The sequence below is a fragment of the Acetobacter musti genome, assembly GCF_011516835.1.
Taxonomy (GTDB): Bacteria; Pseudomonadota; Alphaproteobacteria; order Acetobacterales; family Acetobacteraceae; genus Acetobacter; species Acetobacter musti.
Map to the genome: position 1 here is coordinate 158,014 of NZ_WOTB01000005.1, position 19,387 is coordinate 177,400.

At 58.7% G+C, this 19,387-nt stretch carries 12 protein-coding genes; 1 reads left to right on the forward strand and 11 read right to left on the reverse strand.

Going from position 1 to position 19,387, the window contains the following annotated elements:
• Window positions 1-11 precede the first annotated feature (11 nt).
• From GOB93_RS05720 to GOB93_RS05770, 11 genes are all read right to left on the reverse strand, one after another.
• The gene (locus GOB93_RS05720; RefSeq protein WP_173582525.1) at window positions 12-1,706 is read right to left on the reverse strand and encodes a hydantoinase B/oxoprolinase family protein; all 1,695 of its coding nucleotides are present in this window, start codon (window positions 1,704-1,706) and stop codon (window positions 12-14) included.
• Window positions 1,703-3,769 (reverse strand): hydantoinase/oxoprolinase family protein, encoded by a 2,067-nt coding sequence (locus tag GOB93_RS05725; RefSeq protein ID WP_173582526.1) that lies wholly within the window; start codon window positions 3,767-3,769, stop codon window positions 1,703-1,705. The genes GOB93_RS05720 and GOB93_RS05725 overlap by 4 nt, the downstream gene beginning before the upstream one ends.
• Before the next feature lie 29 nt (window positions 3,770-3,798).
• Complete coding sequence (locus GOB93_RS05730) at window positions 3,799-4,599, reverse strand: SDR family NAD(P)-dependent oxidoreductase (protein WP_242010558.1); 801 nt, start codon at window positions 4,597-4,599, stop codon at window positions 3,799-3,801.
• 35 nt (window positions 4,600-4,634) lie between these two features.
• Window positions 4,635-5,972 (reverse strand): MFS transporter, encoded by a 1,338-nt coding sequence (locus GOB93_RS05735; RefSeq protein WP_173582527.1) that lies wholly within the window; start codon window positions 5,970-5,972, stop codon window positions 4,635-4,637.
• 19 nt (window positions 5,973-5,991) lie between these two features.
• On the reverse strand, window positions 5,992-7,134 hold the full coding sequence (locus GOB93_RS05740; protein WP_173582528.1) for a M20 family metallopeptidase: 1,143 nt from the start codon (window positions 7,132-7,134) through the stop codon (window positions 5,992-5,994).
• A gap of 49 nt (window positions 7,135-7,183) precedes the next feature.
• Complete coding sequence (locus tag GOB93_RS05745) at window positions 7,184-8,566, reverse strand: MFS transporter (protein ID WP_173582529.1); 1,383 nt, start codon at window positions 8,564-8,566, stop codon at window positions 7,184-7,186.
• A 36-nt stretch (window positions 8,567-8,602) separates the two neighbouring features.
• Entirely contained in the window at window positions 8,603-10,009 is a 1,407-nt protein-coding gene (locus GOB93_RS05750; RefSeq protein WP_173582530.1) for a M20 family metallopeptidase, read from the reverse strand.
• On the reverse strand, window positions 10,009-12,060 hold the full coding sequence (locus tag GOB93_RS05755) for a hydantoinase/oxoprolinase family protein (RefSeq protein WP_173582531.1): 2,052 nt from the start codon (window positions 12,058-12,060) through the stop codon (window positions 10,009-10,011). Before GOB93_RS05755 ends, GOB93_RS05750 begins: the two co-directional genes overlap by 1 nt.
• Window positions 12,047-13,822 (reverse strand): hydantoinase B/oxoprolinase family protein, encoded by a 1,776-nt coding sequence (locus GOB93_RS05760; RefSeq protein ID WP_173582532.1) that lies wholly within the window; start codon window positions 13,820-13,822, stop codon window positions 12,047-12,049. The genes GOB93_RS05755 and GOB93_RS05760 overlap by 14 nt, the downstream gene beginning before the upstream one ends.
• Window positions 13,823-13,857: 35 nt before the next feature.
• Window positions 13,858-16,287, reverse strand: coding sequence for a TonB-dependent receptor (locus GOB93_RS05765; RefSeq protein ID WP_173582533.1), 2,430 nt, complete (start codon window positions 16,285-16,287; stop codon window positions 13,858-13,860).
• 101 nt (window positions 16,288-16,388) lie between these two features.
• Window positions 16,389-18,134 (reverse strand): M28 family metallopeptidase, encoded by a 1,746-nt coding sequence (locus GOB93_RS05770; protein WP_173582534.1) that lies wholly within the window; start codon window positions 18,132-18,134, stop codon window positions 16,389-16,391.
• A gap of 376 nt (window positions 18,135-18,510) precedes the next feature.
• On the opposite strand from GOB93_RS05770, the gene GOB93_RS05775 reads away from it, so the two are divergent.
• The gene (locus GOB93_RS05775) at window positions 18,511-19,368 is read left to right on the forward strand and encodes an IclR family transcriptional regulator domain-containing protein (RefSeq protein WP_173582535.1); all 858 of its coding nucleotides are present in this window, start codon (window positions 18,511-18,513) and stop codon (window positions 19,366-19,368) included.
• Window positions 19,369-19,387: the final 19 nt, after the last annotated feature.

The window sequence follows — 19,387 nt, forward strand, 5'->3', positions numbered from 1 at the left end:
TTTATACTCTTTCAGTCCGTCTCCGTGGACGCAGCGCCGTAAACCTGGATCGCAGCCCCGGCCGAAATATAGCCCAGGGCCAGGTCGCGGGCGACAGCCTCCGGAGCACGCGTCCTCGGGTCACCGAAACCGCCGCCGCCAGGCTGGCTGAACCGGACGATATCGCCGTACTGCATCATATCGCGGCCACTCATTGTCAGCGGCTGGTCGTCCCGTATGCAGATGACGCCAGGGGCGCCCGGCAGCCCCCCTTCCCTTCCCTGCGCAGGCTCGGCGAACCGTCCGCCACCAAAAGCGACCTGAACCGGTGTGCGGTTCAGGCACAGCATAACGGTGTCCTGCCCCAGTCCACCCCGGAACCTGCCTGCGCCGCCACTGTCCTGTCGCAACTCGCGCGACAGGACGCGGTATGGCGCTTCCAGTTCGAACAGTTCCACTGAGGTCGTTGCGATGTTTCCAGGAAAGACCACGGCGGAAACCCCATCGCGATCCCGGAATGCGCCCTGGCCGCCCTGGGCGTTGTAATGCGATAAAAATTCTGTGCCATCGTCGCGTGTACCGGCGAATTTCTCGATCCAGAGAGGATAGGTGCCGGAAGCGGCCATGCCGAGATCAGGCGCAATCTGATACAATGCGCTCATGACCGCCTCGACAACGAAATAAGAAAGAAGCGAGCGATACATTCCCGGAGCGGGATAGAGGGGATTGAGGATACTGCCCTCCGGTACGCACAGCACGATCGGACTAAACGCTCCCGCGTTCATCGGTAATTCGGGACAAAGCGTGGCAACAAAAGGAAAGATGCAATAGGAACGGGTAATATTGAGGACAGCATTCACCGGCATCGGAACCTGGGGTGAGGTGCCCGTGAAATCCAGATGCACTTCACCTTCCCCTACCGTCATCGACAGGCGGATTCGCAGCCTGTTGCCGTCAGGATCGCGCAGTTCGTGAAAGACTTCGGCGTCAGAGCGACCACGCGGCAGGCGTCGAAGCGCGGACCGAAACATATCTTCGGTCCGTGCCGTGATCTGATCGGCAATATCCGTCAGTGTCTTCAGATCGAAATCGTCCATTACCTGCCGGATGCCCCGCGCGCCGACCCGGAAGGCTGCGATCTGTGCGTCGATGTCGCCCAGTACTTTTTCCGACATCCGCACATTCCGCGCGAGGAGACGATAGAGTTCCTCGTTACGTTCTCCTCCCCGATGCAGTTTGCTGACCGGAATGATGACACCTTCCTCATAGACATCGCGGGCGTCGACCGCGCCCAGACGGCCGCCCATATCCGCCTGATGCGCGCAGGTGCAGGCGAAGCCGGCCAGCGTGCCGCCTGAAACACCATCGGACGGCGCATGCCGGAAGACGGGGACGGCGATGAACACATCCGGGGCATGTCCGGCACCGATCCAGGGATCGTTGCAGATCAGCACGTCTCCCTCGGTCAGCACGTCGGCGGGGTAGCTGTTCAGCATCGCGGCGATGACCGTCGGGGTCGATCCTGCCTGTCCGGGCGTGCACTGGCTGGACTGCGCGAGCATGACCCCGCGCGCATCATAGAGTGCGCAGGCATAATCCTTGTTGTCGCGGACAATCAGGGAAAAGGCGGTTCGTTCCAGTGTTGTGGCGATTTCATCCGCGACCGAGATCAGTCGTGACCAGATGACCTGAAGCCGTATGGGGTCTATGACATCGGATGTGGTCATGACGGACCTGCCTCCATAGTAATTTCGAGCCATCCACGATCGTGCCGCAAGGCGCGGCATCCCCGTGCAATCCGCACAACAGCTCCTCGCTGGCTGACAAGCGCCGGCCCCTCCAGGGGAGCGCGGATCGCCGCGAATTCCAGCGTGCGGTGCGGGATCATTGCTCCGGCAGCATCATCCCACGCGAGGCGCTCACCCTCCGCCGGCTCGTCGCTATGACTCAGTGGCCTGAAGGCCGGTCCGGGAAGGTCGGCGCACGCCTCGACACGCAGCGTTACGATCTCGATATTAATATCATCGCAGCAATATCCGTAGATATCGAAATAGTCGCGTCTGAAGGCGTCCGCGATGATTCTCCGTTCGGATTGTTCGATCCGGACGCGCAACTGATGCCCCTGGCCAACATAGCGAAGATCGGCCAAGAGACTGTGGCTCTGCGGCGCGCCAGGAGCAGCACCAGCGACGACGGCTTCAGCCTGAAGCCGCAATTCGTCGAAGATTCCAGTCAGCATATCATCGGTGATCTGATCCAGCCGCCGCGGATATGAGCGCGAGGTTTCGTAACGGGGGGCCGCCATCAAAAAACCCAGTGCGGAAAAGACTCCGGCGGCCTCAGGCACGATGACACGCGGCATTTTCAGTTTGCGTGCGACATCCACGGCATGCAGGGGTCCGCCGCCGCCAAAGGCGACCATGACTGACGCGGACAGATCGCCAGCGTTTTCCGCCGAGTAGATTCGCGCAGCCTGCGACATGCTTTCATTGACGATTTCGATTATGGCAGCAGCGGCCTGAAGGACAGGAATGCCCAGGGGGTCCGCAATACTCCGCTGCACTGCTGTGTATGCCGCGTTCGGGTCCAGCACGATGCCGCTGGCGACGAAGTCCGCCGGGTCCAGATATCCAAGCAGCAAATTGGCGTCGGTCACTGTCGGCAGGACGCCGCCACGGCCGAAACAGGCGGGACCAGGATCGGCGGCGGCGCTGTCCGGTCCTACCCGCAGACGGCCAAGATCGTCTATCCGCGCGATTGATCCGCCACCCGCTCCGATTTCGATCAGATCGACGGTCGGTACCGCCAGAGGGGTTCCGGAACCACGTTTGAAACGATGGACACGGTCGACCTCATAATGACTGGTGACCGGCATTTCTCCCTTGCGGATCAGACAGGCCTTGGCGGTGGTGCCCCCCATATCGAATGCCAGCGCATCGGGATATCCGGCGAGACGGGCGAGATCGCGTGTCGCAAGCACCCCGCCAACCGGCCCGGATTCCGCCAGCCTGACCGGGCTGTGCCTCGCGGTCAGCGCCGTGACGATACCGCCTCCCGACTGCATCAGATAGAGCGGGACGCTGAATCCCCGGCTGGCAAGCGCATCTTCGACACCGGCGAGGTAGCGATCCACTTTTTGTTTCACATAGGCATTGAGTGCCGTTGTCGAAAATCGCTCGAATTCCCGGACTTCGGGCAGGACCTCCGATGACAGCGACAGGGACAGAAAGGGAGCCGCCTGCTCCGCTATGGCCGCGATTTGCCGTTCATGATCCGGGTTGGCGTAGGAATTGATGAAGCAGACCGCGACGGATTCGATCCCGTCATCCGCAAGCCGTCGCAGCACCGTTTTAACTTCGCATGGGTCGGGCGGCTGGATTTCGGTACCATCTGATGCAATGCGGCCAGCCACGCCGATGCGCAGATTGCGGGGAATGACCGGCGTGGGGAAAATCTGACGAATATCGTAGATATCGTAACGGATTTCGCGCCGTGTTTCGATCACGTCGCGAAATCCGGCTGTTGTCAGCAGGGCGGTACGGGCGCCTTTACGTTCGAGAATGGCATTGATGACAAGTGTCGTCCCATGGATCAGCGTCTTCAGCGACGTGGGCAATGCGGCGTGCTGTCTGGCCAGATGATCGATTCCGGCTGTCAGCCCCTGTTCGGGAGCGTCCGGTGTCGTGGCGACCTTGAGTGTCACGACTGCGCCGGTCGAAGCGTCATAAAGGATGAAATCGGTGAAACTGCCGCCGATATCGCATCCGATTCTGTATTCGGTCGGACTCATTCAGATGTCTCCGGCGATAACGTCCTGTGTCAGAGGTGGTACTGAAGGCCGTCGACGACGAAGTCCTGACCCGTGATGAAGCAGGGTTCCGACATGGCGAGAAAGACGACCAGTTGTGCGATGTCATCCGTGGTCCCGACCCTGTGAAGTGCGATGCCGTTCCGCACGAGGTCCGCGCCGCGCTCCGACAGCACGACATGCTTCGTCAGCTCGGTTTCGATCATGCCGGGACAGATCGCGTTCACGAGGATGGTGGGGCCGAGTTCCTTGGCGAGCGCGCGGGTAAGGCCAAGAATGCCGGCTTTCGCGGCGGCATAGGCGAACCGGCTTACGGCGGCGGTGACGCCCCCGGAATGTGCGTTCAGCGACGACATGGAGACGATCCGGCCGCCACCCTGCCCGAGCATGACGGGCGCGACCGCTCTGATGTAATTGAAACAGCTCTTGAGATTGATGGACAGCGTCCGGTCGAACTCCGCCTCGGTAATGTCGAGAATGCCAGCCGGTGCGGATTTTCCCGCATTGTTCAGGAGGAAATCGACCTTGCCGAAATGACTGACAGTCTCCCGGACGACCGTATGCGCCCGCTCATAGTCCGTAACGTCGGCCTCGAACGTCAGAACATCGACACCGGACTCCCGGATTTCTGTTGCCGTCCGCGCCAGCTCCTGCGTCAGGACATCGACAAGCGCGAGGGCGAAACCGGAACGGGCCAGGGCCTGTGCGCAGCCCCGGCCGATACCCTGTGCTGCTCCGGTCACCAGCGCGACCTTTCCGGACTTTAATCGCAACGTCGTCATGGCATCCACTCCGGTTCTGTAGTCACCCATGCAAAAATGGCCGATTATGGGTAAGATTTCCGCGTTCAGTCTGCCGCCATGACAGGGGCGTCTGTGTCGTCGGTGGCATCGTCGGTGAATGGCAGGCCAGCCGGCTCACTGAGTGTCAGCAAAGTTATGAAACTGAGCATTCCCGCGCCAACCACGTAAAAGGCCGCAGCATCGAGCCGGCCGGTCCAGCTGATGAGCAGGGTTCCGATAAAAGGACCGAACCCTCCGAATATGGTCACGCTCAGACCGTATCCGATCGACAATCCGGTCAGCCGGATTGTCGTCGGGAACAGCTCGGTCAGCAGCGGGACCAGAGGGCCTGCGGAAATGCCGAGAAGCACGGCAGCGACGAACTGGCCACAGATGAAGCCTGTCAGATCATGGCTGTCGATCACCATGCGGAAGAGGGGCCATGCCAGGAGCACCTGTCCCCCGATCCCGACCAGCATGGGTGGTCTGCGTCCGACGTGGTCGGAAAGACGACCTGACAGCGGTGTCACCAGTGCCATGGCCGTCGCGCAGAGCGCGGTCGCGTAATAGGTGGATCGGGGAGAAATATGGAAATTCTGGATGGCGAAAGTCGGAAAGAAGATCAGGAACATGTAGTTGCTTGCTGTGCCGGCGGCCGAAATGGCGAAGGCCGTCAGAATCCGGCGCCAGTGAAGGGTCAGCGCCTCCCGGACCGGTGCCCGGGGGATCTGGTGGTGGCGGCTTTCGACGAGGAAGGAGGGGGTCTCGACCAGGGCCTGTGATCGCAGGTACAGGGCAACGGGAGCCAGCACGAAGGCGACGAGGAAGGGAATGCGCCAGCCCCAGGCGAACATGGTGGCGGAGGGGATCACGGTTTGCAGAAACGCCGCAAACAGGGTGGATGCCGCGAGAGCCAGGGCAGCGCTGCACTGATGCAGGCTCCCGATCCTTCCCCTTTCACCGGGGTCCGCATATTCCACCAGGAAAGTCGCCGCTCCTCCCCATTCACCGCCTGCGGAAAATCCTTGCAGCAGCCTCAGCATAACGAGAAGGATCGGCGCGCCGACACCGATATCCGCATAGACGGGGAGGATACCGATCACGCCGGTGGTGACGGCCATCAGTCCGACGGTCAGGATCAGAACCTGCCTGCGCCCTTTCTTATCTCCGTAGCTTCCGAAGAAGACCGCGCCGAGAGGGCGCATGACGAAGCCTACTCCGTAGGTCGCGAAGACCGAGAGAATGGAGATGAGAGGACTGCGTGCCGGAAAGAAATTAGCGGAGATTTCCAGGGCGAAAAAGCCGAACATGATGAAATCGAACAATTCGATGAAATTGCCGATTGCGCCGGCCGCGATCGCCTGGATCTGGCGCCGGCCATGTCGTTCGTATCCTTGTTTCATGGTTCCGGCGCTCATCATCTCAGGACAATGTCTGCATCAGGCGCAGCAAAAGCCTGCCCCGTGGCATCAGGGATGAGATCACGATCTGCTCCTCTAGCGTATGGGCGCCACGACCATCTACGCCCAGCCCGTCGAGGGTTGCGACGCCGAGCGCCGCCGTGAAATTGCCGTCACTTCCTCCCCCGGTCATAAGATCCCTGAGTTCGAAGCCGATCTCAGATGCCAGGCGACCTGCATGGCTGAAAAGCTTCTCTATATCCTGCGTCTTTTCGTAGGCCGGCCGGTTGAGACCCCCCGTGACCTCAACGGTCACATCGGGATCATGGGCGCGAAGGGCCAATATCCGTGCGACCGTTTTGTCGCAGCTTTCGCTGTCCGGTGCCCGCATGTCGATTTCGGCTCGCGCGAAGGCCGGGACCACGTTGGCGCGGGTTCCGGCTTCTACGATGCCGACATTTACCGTGACGCCGCTCTCATAGTCGGTGATGGATTCCAGTTCGAGAATCTGCCTTGCCAGTTCGCGAATCGCACTTCTTCCGTCCTGATGACGGGTACCCGAATGTGCCGGCCGCCCCCTGATCGTCAGTTCGAACCGTGCGGTTGCCTTGCGGGCGGTGACGATCCGCCCCCCTTCGCGGGCAGGTTCGGTCACCAGTACGAATTTTGCGCGGCGGGCTTCGGCCTCGATCAGCGGGCGTGAGTCCAGAGACCCCTCTTCCTCATCGGAGACGAAAAGCTGGCGGATGGGCAGGGGCGTTCTGCCGCCGGCTGCCGCGCAGTCGCGAAACGCGGCGAACGCCAGCAGCGCGCCGCCCTTCATATCGTAGATACCCGGACCGAAGGCGGTATCTCCCTCGATCCGAAAGGGAAAACCGGTCAGCGTGCCCGTCGGGTGGACCGTATCGGTATGGCTCAGGACCAGGATGCCCGGCTCTTCCGCCTCTCCCCAGGGAGTTTCGACCAGCAGGTGATCACCGTAATTCCGGCCTCCCGCAATACGCTTTACCCGAAGCCCCGAAGAGACAGCGTCACCTTCGATACGATCGACGAGGCGGTTGACCGCCCGGGCATCGGTGGTCGGGGTTTCGATCCCGACCCAGTCACGTAGTTCGCGCAGCAGCGTATCTTCGCAAAGCATTGCGGCGGGGCGTGTTTCGGTCATTGTCTGAATCTCCGTTGCATCGGGTTGAGACGGGTGGTTCGTCGTTTCGTCAGGTGTCCTTTTTTCCCTGTTCCCCGCTGGTCCGGCCGAACGAACGAGGGTGGCGATTTCTGACGGACAGCATGGAAATGATCGTGAGCAGCGAAGCGATTCCGACTGCGACCATGACCGCAAGCAGGCTGTGCAGTTTCTGCGTCAGGAACAGATCGACCGACGGAGTCAGCCCGCCAAAGAGCGTGACTGCCAGGCTGTAGGAGGTCGAAAGACCCGACAGGCGGATATCCGTCGTAAAGATTTCACAGAGATACGCGCAGAGCGGACCGCTGAGACAGGTCAGGCACGCGGCGAAAATCATCTGGGTTGTGATCAGGGTTCCGAAAGATGGTGTCAGATACAGGCGATACAGCGCAAAGGGCAGCAGAAGTATCAGGGCGATGGCACCCGTCAGCACTACGGGCTGACGCCCGAATTTATCCGACGCGGCCCCGGCGAAAGGTATTCCCAGCGAAAAGACGAGTGCGGCGAGCATGGACGACAGGAAGACCGGGGCTCCGGCCATGGACAGGGAAGAAGTCGCGAATGCCGGAAGGAATATGTTGGTCGTCTGACTTGCGACGATGCACAGAGCGGATGCTCCGAAACCGCGCAGGAGTGCCGCGCGATGCGTGCGGAACAGGGTGGAGAGAGGAGAGATCTCCGAAGCGCCTTCGGCAAGACTGCTTGTATAGACAGGCGTTTCGCAGACCCTTGAGCGGACATAGAGCCCCAGCGGAAACAAGGCGAAGCCGAGAGCGAAGGGTATGCGCCAGCCCCACTGCTCCATCTGGAGCGGAGACAACGCAAAACTGAGCAGGGCGATGATGCTGGCGCCCATGATATTTCCCGCGCCCACCCCAAGCTGCTGAAGACTGCCGAACAGTCCGCGCCGCTCTACCGGGGCATGTTCCACCAGGAAGACAGCGGCGCCGCCCCATTCGCCACCCGCAGCGATTCCCTGGATCAGTCTGCAGGAAATCAGCAGGACAGGAGCGAAGATGCCAATTCTGGAATAGGGCGGTATCAGCGCGATACAGGCTGTCGTGATCGCCATCAGACCCGATGTGAGGATCAGAGTGGCCCGCCGGCCATGCCTGTCCCCGTAGGAGCCCAGGATCATGCCGCCGAGAGGGCGTGTGAGGAATCCGACGCCGTAGGTCGAAAGGGCAGCCAGAAGCGAAAGGGAGCCATCGTGCCCCGGAAAGAAATTTCCGGAAATCTGGCGCGCCAGCAATCCGAAGACGACGAAGTCGAACATCTCCATGAAATTGCCGAAGGACGAGGCGAGAACCGCCCGTCCTGTCTCCCGGCTGCCCGGGCCGAAGAGACCAGCGGGAGCGGGAGTCTCATTGAGAGCGAAGTCGTTCGGCACAGGGGACACTGCCTGACCAGCCATCACCGGTCTCCTCTCAAAACATACTGGAAGGGTGGTTCAGCTATCTCTCGCCGGCCAGCGGGTTTCACCGAGATCCCAGAAAACTCCGGCTGCGATGGCGAGTCCCTCGCGCACGAGCGGGACCAGGGCGTGCTCATTGGGGGCATGCTGGGAACAGCCTGTGTAGGAGTGCGGGATGTAGATGGTCGGCAGGCCGAGTGTGTTCGCGAAGCTGTCATTGGGCAGCGAACCACCGGAGTTCGGCATGATCATCGCTTCCTTGCCGGTCGTCTCCATGATGGATGCCGCCACAAGACGTGGCCATGGTCCTTCCGGGTCCATTCGCGTGGCGTACCATTCCGCTCCGCTCTTAACGGAAACGACCTCGACATCATCGAAGCCTTTCTCCCGGAGATGGCGGGAAATGGCGGGCAGGAACTCATTCACGTCCCTGTCGACCGTGTAGCGTATCTGGCAGCGCGCGAAGGCATCGGGCGGCACGGCGTTGACCGGCGCATGCGGTGTTCCGGTGCTGAAGGCCAGGACTTCGAACGTGTTCCAGCCCAGCACCTTTTCCGCAGCAGTCAGGCCGGGCTCTCCCCACCATGCGTCTATTGCGGGGCCGCTTCCGTCCTGACCGACGATGCATTTCGCCAGGGCACGCTTTATCCCGTCGGGGATGCATTCCGGTACCAGATCCGGAACGAGAACCTGTCCGGTGGGGCCGACAAGAGAAGCGATGGCGTGCGCCAGACGGATGCCCGGATTGGCCAGCAGGCCGCCCCAGTTTCCTGAATGGTGGCCGCCCTCACGGTAACGGACCCGGAGATCGAAATTCAGCGCACCCCGCGTTCCGAGCATCAGGGTGGGCGTTTCCGGGACAAGGCGTGGACCGTCCGAGGCGATCAGCACATCCGCGGCCAGCCGGTCTTTGTGTTCCCGGCAGATCTCGTCGATGCCCGGAGAACCGACCTCTTCGCTCATCTCCATCAGCAACCGGACATTATAGCCCAGCCGGCCACCTCTTTCCGCGCGCACCGCCTCCAGCGCCATCAGATTGGCGGTGTGCTGTCCCTTATTGTCCACCACTCCGCGGCCGTACAGCCGGTCTCCCCGTCGGGTCAGCTGCCAGGGAGACAATCCTTCCTCCCATCCCGCGTCCAGACCGGGCACGACGTCGCCGTGGCCGTATGTCAGCAATGTGGGAAGCGCCGGGTCCTCGATCCGTTCGGCGATCAGGAAGGGACCGCCCTTTCCTGTGGGATTGGGCAGAATTTCGCAACTGTATCCCCGGACGCGCAGCCAGGGGGCCACGTCTTTCTCGAGATAGGCCTGCAGGGCAGGTCCTGAGGTGGGGTCCTGGCTTGCGGTCGGTATCGCGATGCGATCCGCCAGAACGGCCTCGTACACACCATCGTCCAGACAGGCTACCGCCCGGGCAATCGCGGCTTCACGACCTGACATTACCGGCTCTCCTTTATTTTGTGCCGCAGGATCAGCGAGCCGCTCTCATCCATGACGGCGTGCCAGCCTGGTGGCACGAGAGTTGTCGCGTCCAGCTGTGTGACAATTGCCGGCCCTTCGAATGTATCCCCGGCTCCCAGCATGGTCCGGTCGTAGACCGGGGTTTCCAGTGGTTCGGACGCGAACAGGACTGTCTGCATGCCGGTGGCGCGGGCACCCTGACCGGGTGGCAGAGAACGGGTGATTGCGCCGCCCAGCCTCCCGACTGCCTCCACGCGCAGGGAGACCAGTTCCACCGTTGCGTCCGGAAGATCGAAGCCATAGAGGGCGCGATGCTCGGCGGCGAATGTTTCCGCGGCCTGAGCCATTGTGCCGGGCCACGGCACGGTCAGCTCGACGCCCTGACCAGCATAACGCATGAGCGCCACACGCGACATTTCACGCCGGGCGTCCGGGACGCCTTCTTCCGTGAACCACGTGGTGGCGTCCGTTTCTGCCGCTGTGAAGCTCTGTTCAACCATGACCGCGTCGGGCGTGCCGGTCGCCCTCAGCCCCCTGCTGAATTCGGCCCGCAGATCCGCGGCCAGCAATCCCTGGGCGCACAGGACGCCAGGTGACGGAGGAATGAGTACCGTGCGGATCCCGACCAGTTCAGCAAGCGCGCATCCATGCAGCGGTCCTGCTCCGCCAAACGGAACCAGCACGAAGTCACGAGGATCGTAGCCGCGCTCGACGGAGACGACGCGGATCGCACCGACCATCGCGTTATTCGCAATGGCGAGAATACCACGTGCCGCTTCGCCGGGTTCCAGGCCGAGCGGGTTTGCGACCGTATCCGCGATGGCCTTCCGGGCCGCCTGGACGTCGATGTCCATTCCTCCTCCCAGAAGACTGGGAAGATGTCCGAGGACGACATGCGCGTCGGTGACGGTGGCCTGAGTGCCGCCACGGCGATAGGCAGCCGGCCCGGGTACAGAACCGGCGCTTTCCGGGCCTACCGCCAGCACTCCGTCCGGCGTGACGCGGGCCAGGGAACCTCCGCCGGCGCCAATCGTCACCATGTCAACCATCGGCAGGGGGAGCGGCCATTCTCCGATCCGTCCATGCTGTGTCAGCCTGATCGCACCGTCCTTCATCAGGCAGATATCGGCGCTCGTGCCGCCTATATCGACCGTTATGATATCGGAGAAACCAGCCGCCATCGCGACAGCACGGGCGCCTACCACGCCGGCCGCAGGACCTGACAGGGCCGTCGTCGCCGGTGAACGGCAGATGGAGCCGCCGCTTGCGACCCCTCCGTTGCTCTTCATCAGCAACAGGGGAGCCGCGATACCGTATCCGGTCAGTCTCTCCTCCAGACGCCGGACATAGGAAGAGACACCAGGCATGACCTGCGCGTTGATGACCGTGGCAAGGGAACGTTCGTATTCCCGGACGACGGGCAGGATGTCGCTGGAGGCTGTGATGGTCACACCCGGCAGCATGTCGGTGAGAATTCCGACCACCCGACGTTCATGGACCGGCTGGGCAAAGGCATGAAGGAGACAGACAGCGACGGAACGCACGCCGGCGCTGAGACAGGCCCGCCCGGCTTCGCGGACGGACTCCTCGTCAAGCTCAATCAGGACATTCCCTTCCGCGGAAAGGCGTTCTGAGACCTCAAAGACATGAGCGGGCGGGACGGGACGGGCGGGCTTGATCCATGTGTACAGGTTAGCCTTGCGGGGAATATCCTGTCGTCCGATTTCCAGAACATGACGAAATCCCCTGGTTGTCACCAGGGCCGTCGCTACGGCCTTGTTCTCAAGGATCATGTTGGTGGCGATCGTCGTGCCGTGAAGCACACGCCTGACGTCGTGCGACGGGATGCCAGCTTTGCTCAGCGCCTGGCTGACACCGAGAAGAAATGCCTCCGACGGATCACCTGGCGTGGACGGAGTCTTAGCGGTCCATGCCTGGCCCTGCCGGTCCTGGACTGTGATATCAGTGAATGTACCGCCAATATCGACCGCAACCGAAACGACAGAGGAGACGGGATCAGTCGAGGACATGCGCGTAGCTCCCGCGATGAAAATCTTTTGTTTCGTATCGGTTTTTCCGCAACGCGGCTGTAGCTTCCATATCGACGGTGCGATCCGCGATTACCACGCCGTATATGTTCTCGGCAGCAGCGGTGCTGACCATGCCGCCGAGAACATCGGCCAGCACTGATGCCGGGGGCCGGTCGAACGGATGTCCGCGACCGCCGCCGCCGCCGGTTTCGATGCGAAGGATGTCACCTTTGACAAGCCGGTTGCCATCCGACAGCGGTTTCAGATGGCGTTCCCGGGGAGTTCCCGGATTGACGACGACCCGGCCGGGTCCTGCCGACATTCCCCCGTCCGCACCCCAGGGAGGATTGTGTACGCCGTCGAGGCGGATCGCGAGGATCGCTTCATCGGCGAGAATCTCGAATTCTCGTATGATGCCGCAACCACCACGCCAGCGTCCGGGACCGCCGCTGTCGCGGTTCAGTCCGTATTCACGCAGAATAACCGGATATTCCAGCTCAAGAAATTCTACGGGGTAGTTTTCCTGGGCGACGAAATAAACGCCGTCCGGACCGTCGCCATAGGCGCGGGCACCGTAGCCCACGCCAATTCCGTCGCTCATCAGGAAATGCCTTTCTCCGACGTGCCCCCTCAGAAGCACAACGACGTAGGATGAATGGGCAGCGGGTGCCGGACTGCCTGCCACGGACAGCAGACCGTTGAGCGCGCTCAGCGTCCGCATCATGGTCAGACCGCGCATTCCCAGCGGCGCGGGAAAGCGGGGCTGCAGCAGCGAGCCTTCACGCAACCGGACCTCGTCGAGCGAACGGGGGGCTCCCGCGTTCATCACATGATCCGGATTGCCCCCCAGGAAGTAAAGGCCAAGCGCCATCCCAGGCACGTCCCGGTTCATAAGAAAATTGACCGGTCCCACGGACTGATCGTCTGTCGCGGTCGCGTCGATTATGAAGTGATCGTCCTCTGTACGGGTCATCTCGAAGACCAGCCGCAGCGTGCCGCTGCCATGCCCGTCTCCGTCGATACGATCTACGAAGCGACATGTACCGACCGGAAAGACGTCACGCAGGCACTTCTGGACCACGGCGCGCGTGCGAAAGACAAGCTGTTCCAGCGCGTCACCAAGGCATGCGGGACCGAACCGGGAAGCAAGCTCGCGCATGCGGGTCACGCCGAGTTCGACACTCGCGATCAGTGCCCGGGTGTCTCCGCGTGCACTCGCGGGATATCTGCTGTTGCGGTAAAACATCGTCAGGGCGGCATCATTGTAGACACCTCCGGTCGCCAGCTTCATTGGCGGGACGATGATTCCTTCCTGAAAGATGTCGGTGGTATCGGGGGAGATCGAACCAGGACGAAGTCCTCCAATATCGGCAAAATGCGCCCAGCTCATTACGAATCCCACCCGGCGTTCACCAAGAAAGACCGGTGCCAGAAAAACCTGATCGTTTGAATGACTGACCGCACCCATTGATCCGTAGCAGTCGTTATACCAGTAAAGATCTCCCTCCCGCATCGTCTCAAGGGGAAAATCCCGGGCAACGGGGCCGACGAGGTCACCGAAAATGGGATTATTAGAACAGACTGCCATGATGCCCGACGCATCGAAGACGGCCGTATAGAAATCTTTCTTCTCGCGAATGAAGGGTGACATGGCGGTGCGCTCTATCAGCGCCTCCATCTCGGCCTGGATCGACCGGATACCGCCGCGGATAATCTCAAGATTGACGGAGTCGCATGTCTCCGCTGTCTTCGTCTCTGTCATAATCTCTCCCGAATCCGTCCTGCGCGTGTCTGTCATCAGAACCCGGTGGACATCGACACGAAAGCCGAGAAGCCACCTCCCACCCAGTAAGTCGGAGCGCTTCCACTGATCATCGTGCCATAAACTCCCCGCGTCGTCTTTGCTGCCCCGGTCACGCCAAACGCACCGGAAAGGTATTTCTCGTCACCGATATTAACGAGGTTTATTTGTATCTGCGGATGTTTCAGCCACCAGACATTCCGGAACCGATATCCCATCGTAACATTAGAAGTGATCCGGCTGGGAATCGATTCATCGTTCATGAACGTCGAATACTGGCTGTCTACGTAATTGAGCGCGAAGTTCCCAAAGGCGCTGCCGTTATCATAGCTCAGACCAATCGACCCGCTGAATTTCGGCGACAGAACCTCGCTTTTCCCCTTTGTCGGCAGATAGTCAGAACCGCTCAGAAGATTATTATCGATGGATGTATGGAGATATTGTCCGGAAACATAAGGGCTGAAATGATGCCATGGCCTCAGTCCGAATTCCGCATTGATTCCTCGTCCTGTTTCTCCGCCGGCATTGATGTACACGCCGGTTGCCACTCCATTAATGAGCGATTGTGACGAAATCTGTTTATTTGAGATATTATAATTAAACGCACTAACAGAGAAATTAAACAGACCATGATGTCTGAAGCCAATTTCTTCAGCAATTGAATACTCCGGAGCCAGATTTCCAGAGTTCAGTGTAGACAGCTTTCCTGTTTTAACATTGAACACATCCCAGTAGTTTCCACTGAGCTGAGAAAACGACGTTGTTCCATTTATATATATCTGATCTTTTTCTGTCAGCTGATAGCTGGCCGAGACCTGCGGTAAAGGCTCAAATACCTGCGATGAACTGCTATACGCAGCCCCCGGGACCGCATTTGTTGCATAGCGGGAGACCATAACGGCCTTGAAACCTGCATTCAGAGTAAGCTTATCACCGAACAGCTTAAGTGTATCGTCGACGTAAAGCCCGTTATCCTGCTGAATGAGATGCCCGTCCCAGGTACGGAGGGGCTTTCCATTGCCCATCAGAATCGGATATGCGCCGTACTGGCTCGCAACATTGCCATTGAGGCCAATCAGCGCGAAGGATGTCGCCTGCTGGAAATCCATATAGGAGTACCACCAACCGAAGCGCATGGTATTGTTGCGTGACGTCCGCCATTTGAAATAAGAGTTTTGCCCTCCCATATATTCGCGGTAGAGCGCCTGACTTTGGACTGTTGTCTGACCATCCACCTGGTTCGGCAGATTCAGCGGGCCTGCCGGTTCCGCACCGTTGAAGCTGTTGTCATTACTGAGGTTCGTAACGCCATTTGGCGTGCTTTTCACATAAAAAAAGTATGGATTGATAACAAGATCCAGGCTGTTCGTAAGCCGGAGTGTCGTTGGCGCATTCATTTTTATAACGTCACGATAATAATCAGACAGCTTCTGGTAACTCGCTACACCAGGGGTAAATGTTTTGTTGTAGTTGTACGAAATGCCATACTGTTTCCACTGGGCCATGGTTGGGTACGTATCTGTAGGAGACACCATGGAGTTCCAGCCCAGCCGAAATGCAAAACTGCTGCCACGTCCCCATTCCTTCAGGAGTTTTGCGTCGACATGCTCACGCCGCCCCTGACCGGAACCACGCCATTCATTGTAGGTCACGTCGGAAAAGGAAACAAACGCCTTAACACCCGTTTTTCCGATTTCACCTGTGTCAACACGGATGAACTCACGCTCAAGCGATTTACGGCCATAACTGACATCGATCAGTCCACCAAACCTGTCTGATGGATTACGAACTTTCGTTTCAAGGGCCCCTCCGACAGCATTATGAACCGGATACGTAATGTCCGGATTCCCTTGTGAAACTGTCACACTTTGTATGTTATCCGCATCCACCCATTCTCCCGGAAAAGCGAGATAGGAAATCGGGTCAGCGACGGGCATTCCTTCAAGCAGGGAACCGACTTCATTTTGCGGCAGACCACGCATGGAGATTCCCATGTGGTCTCCAATTCCGAGAGGGTCGGTACCAGACACAACCACACCGGGAAGATTAGCGACCAGAGTAAGAGAATTTGATGTCGGAACCTGCTTGGCGATGAAATCACGCGTTACTGCACTGACGCTTTTTGGCGCTGTCTGCGGCGGCATGAGACCGCCTCCCGGTGTTGTGTTCGTCACACCGTTATCGAACCGCGCAGCCCCCGTCACCTGCACCTCCTCCGGAGACGCGGTTGAAACAGTCGATACCGGAGCAGCATGCAAAACAGCTACCGGTTTCTGCGAGGGAACTGCTTTTATGTGCCGCGGAGGCACCCGGTGGCCGTGGAGACGTGTCGCAGCGTCAGATGTCCCCGCGAAAACGCTTCCCGAGGTGAGAATGGTACCGAGGAGACATATACGTCGGGCGCGGGCGGAGCCTTCACTGATCATTGCCTTCTCCTGTTTCAGGTTTTTTGGTTATTTACAAGAAAACGTACATTTTTTATTTCCGACGGAGGCAATCGCCGGAGAAAAAGGATTAAAAACAGCGTTTACGTGGACGGTATACTCTCCAGGAGCCTGATCCCGTCATTGATCGCCGCGCAGTATCTGTTGAGGCCTCTCATAAGGTCGGTCACGGCACAGTGGCGTAAATTTCCATCGAGTTTCGAAATCTCACTCGCGACAGACAGCACAGGAAGCGGCTTCGCCGTGACGGCCGGATCGTGTTCGAAACGTGGGAGGCGAGTAAAGTTTATCGGCACAAGAATCCGCGCCAGATCCATTGAAAGCCGGTTTTTTCTGGTCGGCGGGCAGTCTGATGAAAAAACGCCTTCAATCAGTTTTCCGAATTTCGCGGTCGCATTATGTGCCGCCGTGAAATCTCCCGCTCCGTTCGCCATCTGATCATAATTTCTGAGCGTATGTTTGATTTCGCTGACTGTGTCGGTCCAGCGGAACGGGAGCACTTCCGGCATCGCGATACGAAGCACGGAAAGAAGGTATATCTTCATATCCGTCAGCAGGACGTCCGGATCGGCAATCTCCATAGTGTCATTTTCAGTATGCCAGGCTATATTCCCGCCACATCCGGAAACGTCGTAGTAACCTTTCTCCTTACGAAGCGCATCGGGCATCGTCGAGCTGAGCATATAGAGACTGGAAAGGCCTATATTATTGAAAGAGTAGTCTCCTGCCTGATGCGGACGCTCAATGCCGATATCTGCGTCCGGAACCACATCCCGAATGCTGGTCGTGGCGATATGGGCACATTCTGAAAATGCCGAAGTGTGATGATAACTTGTCGCCCATCGACAGCCGGGACTATCGCAGTTGATCTGCGCGACACAATGATGATCGAGTTCCTGAGCGAAATTATCCGCGAACCACGTTGAACCGGCGTAACGACCGGTGGAATGACCTGGCCACCAGGCGATTTTTACTGATCGCCTCAACTGCAATCTGTTATTCCAGAGCACTCTCGCCAGTTCGAGAAGCGTTGCATCGCCGGTGGCATTATCTCCGACGCCGACATCCCAGCTGTCGTAATGACCGTGCAGAAGAATAAAATCATCCGGCTCGGATGCTCCGGGAATCGTCACAACCGGAATTTTCTGAGGAAACCAGCCTTCCTGAAGTGTTGTCCGGATAACAACGCCACACGTTTCATCAGCGCGCCGCATAAGACGCTCACCGTCGGGAGCGGATACCGCCGCCACCGGTATTCGGGGTTTGCGCGCAAGATCCGCGAGCCCGGGATTTCCCCAGATCGTTGTGCAGGTGCCCCAATGAACATCTGCTCCTGGATTGGCGACGATCAGGCCCAGTCCGCCCGCCTGTTCGATCAGAGACGTCAGGGCGGGATTTCCAAATCCGGACAGGACAGGTATTTTTCCGCGGACGCGTTCGGAGAGATCCGCCATCGTATGGATTCCACCACCGAACAGTCCGTCAATATCCCGCGTATAGCTTCGAAGATTTGACCGGTTAGCTTCAAGATGAACGAGTTCGCCGGACACGCCGTCCGGTGCACTGAACGACGATGAGGGTGCTTTGGCCCGGATTGCAGCACCGTCAAGCGCGATGGATGCCTCGAGCGGGACTGAAAGATAAAGATCAGGTTCGCAGACCTGGACAGGAATCCCAAGAGCACTCAGAGCGGAAGTAATGTCATCCGCCGCTGCATTAACGTCCTGCGGACGCCAGCGAGGTTTCATTGAAAACAGTTCAATAAGTTTCCATGCGGTTTCGACCCGGACCTCATCCAGAAACCGTTTCTCCAGATCCGTGACAGTCATTTCGTCTCTCCATCGATTCTTGTTTCTGTATCAGTCTGGATATTTTCGTAATTCAGCGCATTACGGCGATTTTATATTTGTGTTTAATACTTACGACAGAACATATGATGCCAACGGCGTTCTTATTTCTTTCACAATTCAATGAAATTAAATTTCATCGTTATGAAGTATTTTCGGAACACTCACAGTGATAATAAATCCATTTTCTGGCACAGAAATTCAGCAGCGAAAGGGAGCGTCCTGTCAGACGCCCGACTGCTGCTCCGTGACAGATACTGATCCCGAACCGCAACGGAGATAATGGATATATCCCTCGGCCGGTTCAGCGGTCTTCAGATTTCTCTTTACATTTGCATCGGATCATCCGTTCATATATGTGAACATCGTTTCCGTAGGAGAATGTTGCATGACCGAACCGTATCGTCAAACAAAAACTGATCCTGCTGAGAACCAAAAGGCCGATACTTCGGTCAAATCGGCCGGGCGTATTCTCGATATCCTCGATCTTCTCGCTTTACGGACCGAACCTGTCTCGCTCGCCGAAGTCCGCAATGTGCTTGCCTTGCCGAAAAGCAGTGCTCTGCTGCTGCTGAGAACTCTTGTCTCCCGTGGTTACGCTATGAAAAACGCGGAAGGACGCTACTACCTTGATCCCATTCTGAATGCAGGCGGGGCGGACTGGGTTGGAGGACCAAACTGCGCGATGCTGCGTCTGGTGCGCCCGGTCATGCTCACGCTCTCGCAGGCTGTCCGGGAAACGGTTCTGTACGGCGTCATGCAGCCCGATCTGACTGTAAGGCTGGTAGAAAAATGTGTGAGCCCACAGGTTATCCGATACGATACAGATATTGCGAACCCGGTTCCAGCTTATTGCACAGCAATTGGCCGATCTATACTTGCTTATTCTCCGACAGATTTTGTTGAATATTATATACAGAATACACCAATGCCTCCGTTGACGGCCAGTACGATTGTTGAACCTGATGCATTCCGGGCCAGTCTGCGGCACATCCGTGAACAGGGTTTCGCAGTCAATTTTGAGGAACGCATGGTCGGCGCTTCTTCGGTGGCAGCACCGTTCTTCGACAGCGCAGGCAAGGTACTCGGCGCAATCAATGTTGGCTGCGTCACTAGCAGTTTTGTCGAACATCGCGAGACGATTCTGGAGAATCTGCTATCGAATGTGCAGGACCTGACCAGCCGTCTCAGACAGATAAATGGCGTTGCCGCGTGACCTCGGCGATTACCGGCAT

Coding starts and splice junctions, on each gene's coding strand:
- GOB93_RS05720 (WP_173582525.1), bottom strand. CDS start 1,706: ATGACCACATCCGATGTCATAGACCCCATACGGCTTCAGGTCATCTGG.
- GOB93_RS05725 (WP_173582526.1), bottom strand. CDS start 3,769: ATGAGTCCGACCGAATACAGAATCGGATGCGATATCGGCGGCAGTTTC.
- GOB93_RS05730 (WP_242010558.1), bottom strand. CDS start 4,599: ATGGGTGACTACAGAACCGGAGTGGATGCCATGACGACGTTGCGATTA.
- GOB93_RS05735 (WP_173582527.1), bottom strand. CDS start 5,972: ATGAAACAAGGATACGAACGACATGGCCGGCGCCAGATCCAGGCGATC.
- GOB93_RS05740 (WP_173582528.1), bottom strand. CDS start 7,134: ATGACCGAAACACGCCCCGCCGCAATGCTTTGCGAAGATACGCTGCTG.
- GOB93_RS05745 (WP_173582529.1), bottom strand. CDS start 8,566: ATGGCTGGTCAGGCAGTGTCCCCTGTGCCGAACGACTTCGCTCTCAAT.
- GOB93_RS05750 (WP_173582530.1), bottom strand. CDS start 10,009: ATGTCAGGTCGTGAAGCCGCGATTGCCCGGGCGGTAGCCTGTCTGGAC.
- GOB93_RS05755 (WP_173582531.1), bottom strand. CDS start 12,060: ATGTCCTCGACTGATCCCGTCTCCTCTGTCGTTTCGGTTGCGGTCGAT.
- GOB93_RS05760 (WP_173582532.1), bottom strand. CDS start 13,822: ATGACAGAGACGAAGACAGCGGAGACATGCGACTCCGTCAATCTTGAG.
- GOB93_RS05765 (WP_173582533.1), bottom strand. CDS start 16,287: ATGATCAGTGAAGGCTCCGCCCGCGCCCGACGTATATGTCTCCTCGGT.
- GOB93_RS05770 (WP_173582534.1), bottom strand. CDS start 18,134: ATGACTGTCACGGATCTGGAGAAACGGTTTCTGGATGAGGTCCGGGTC.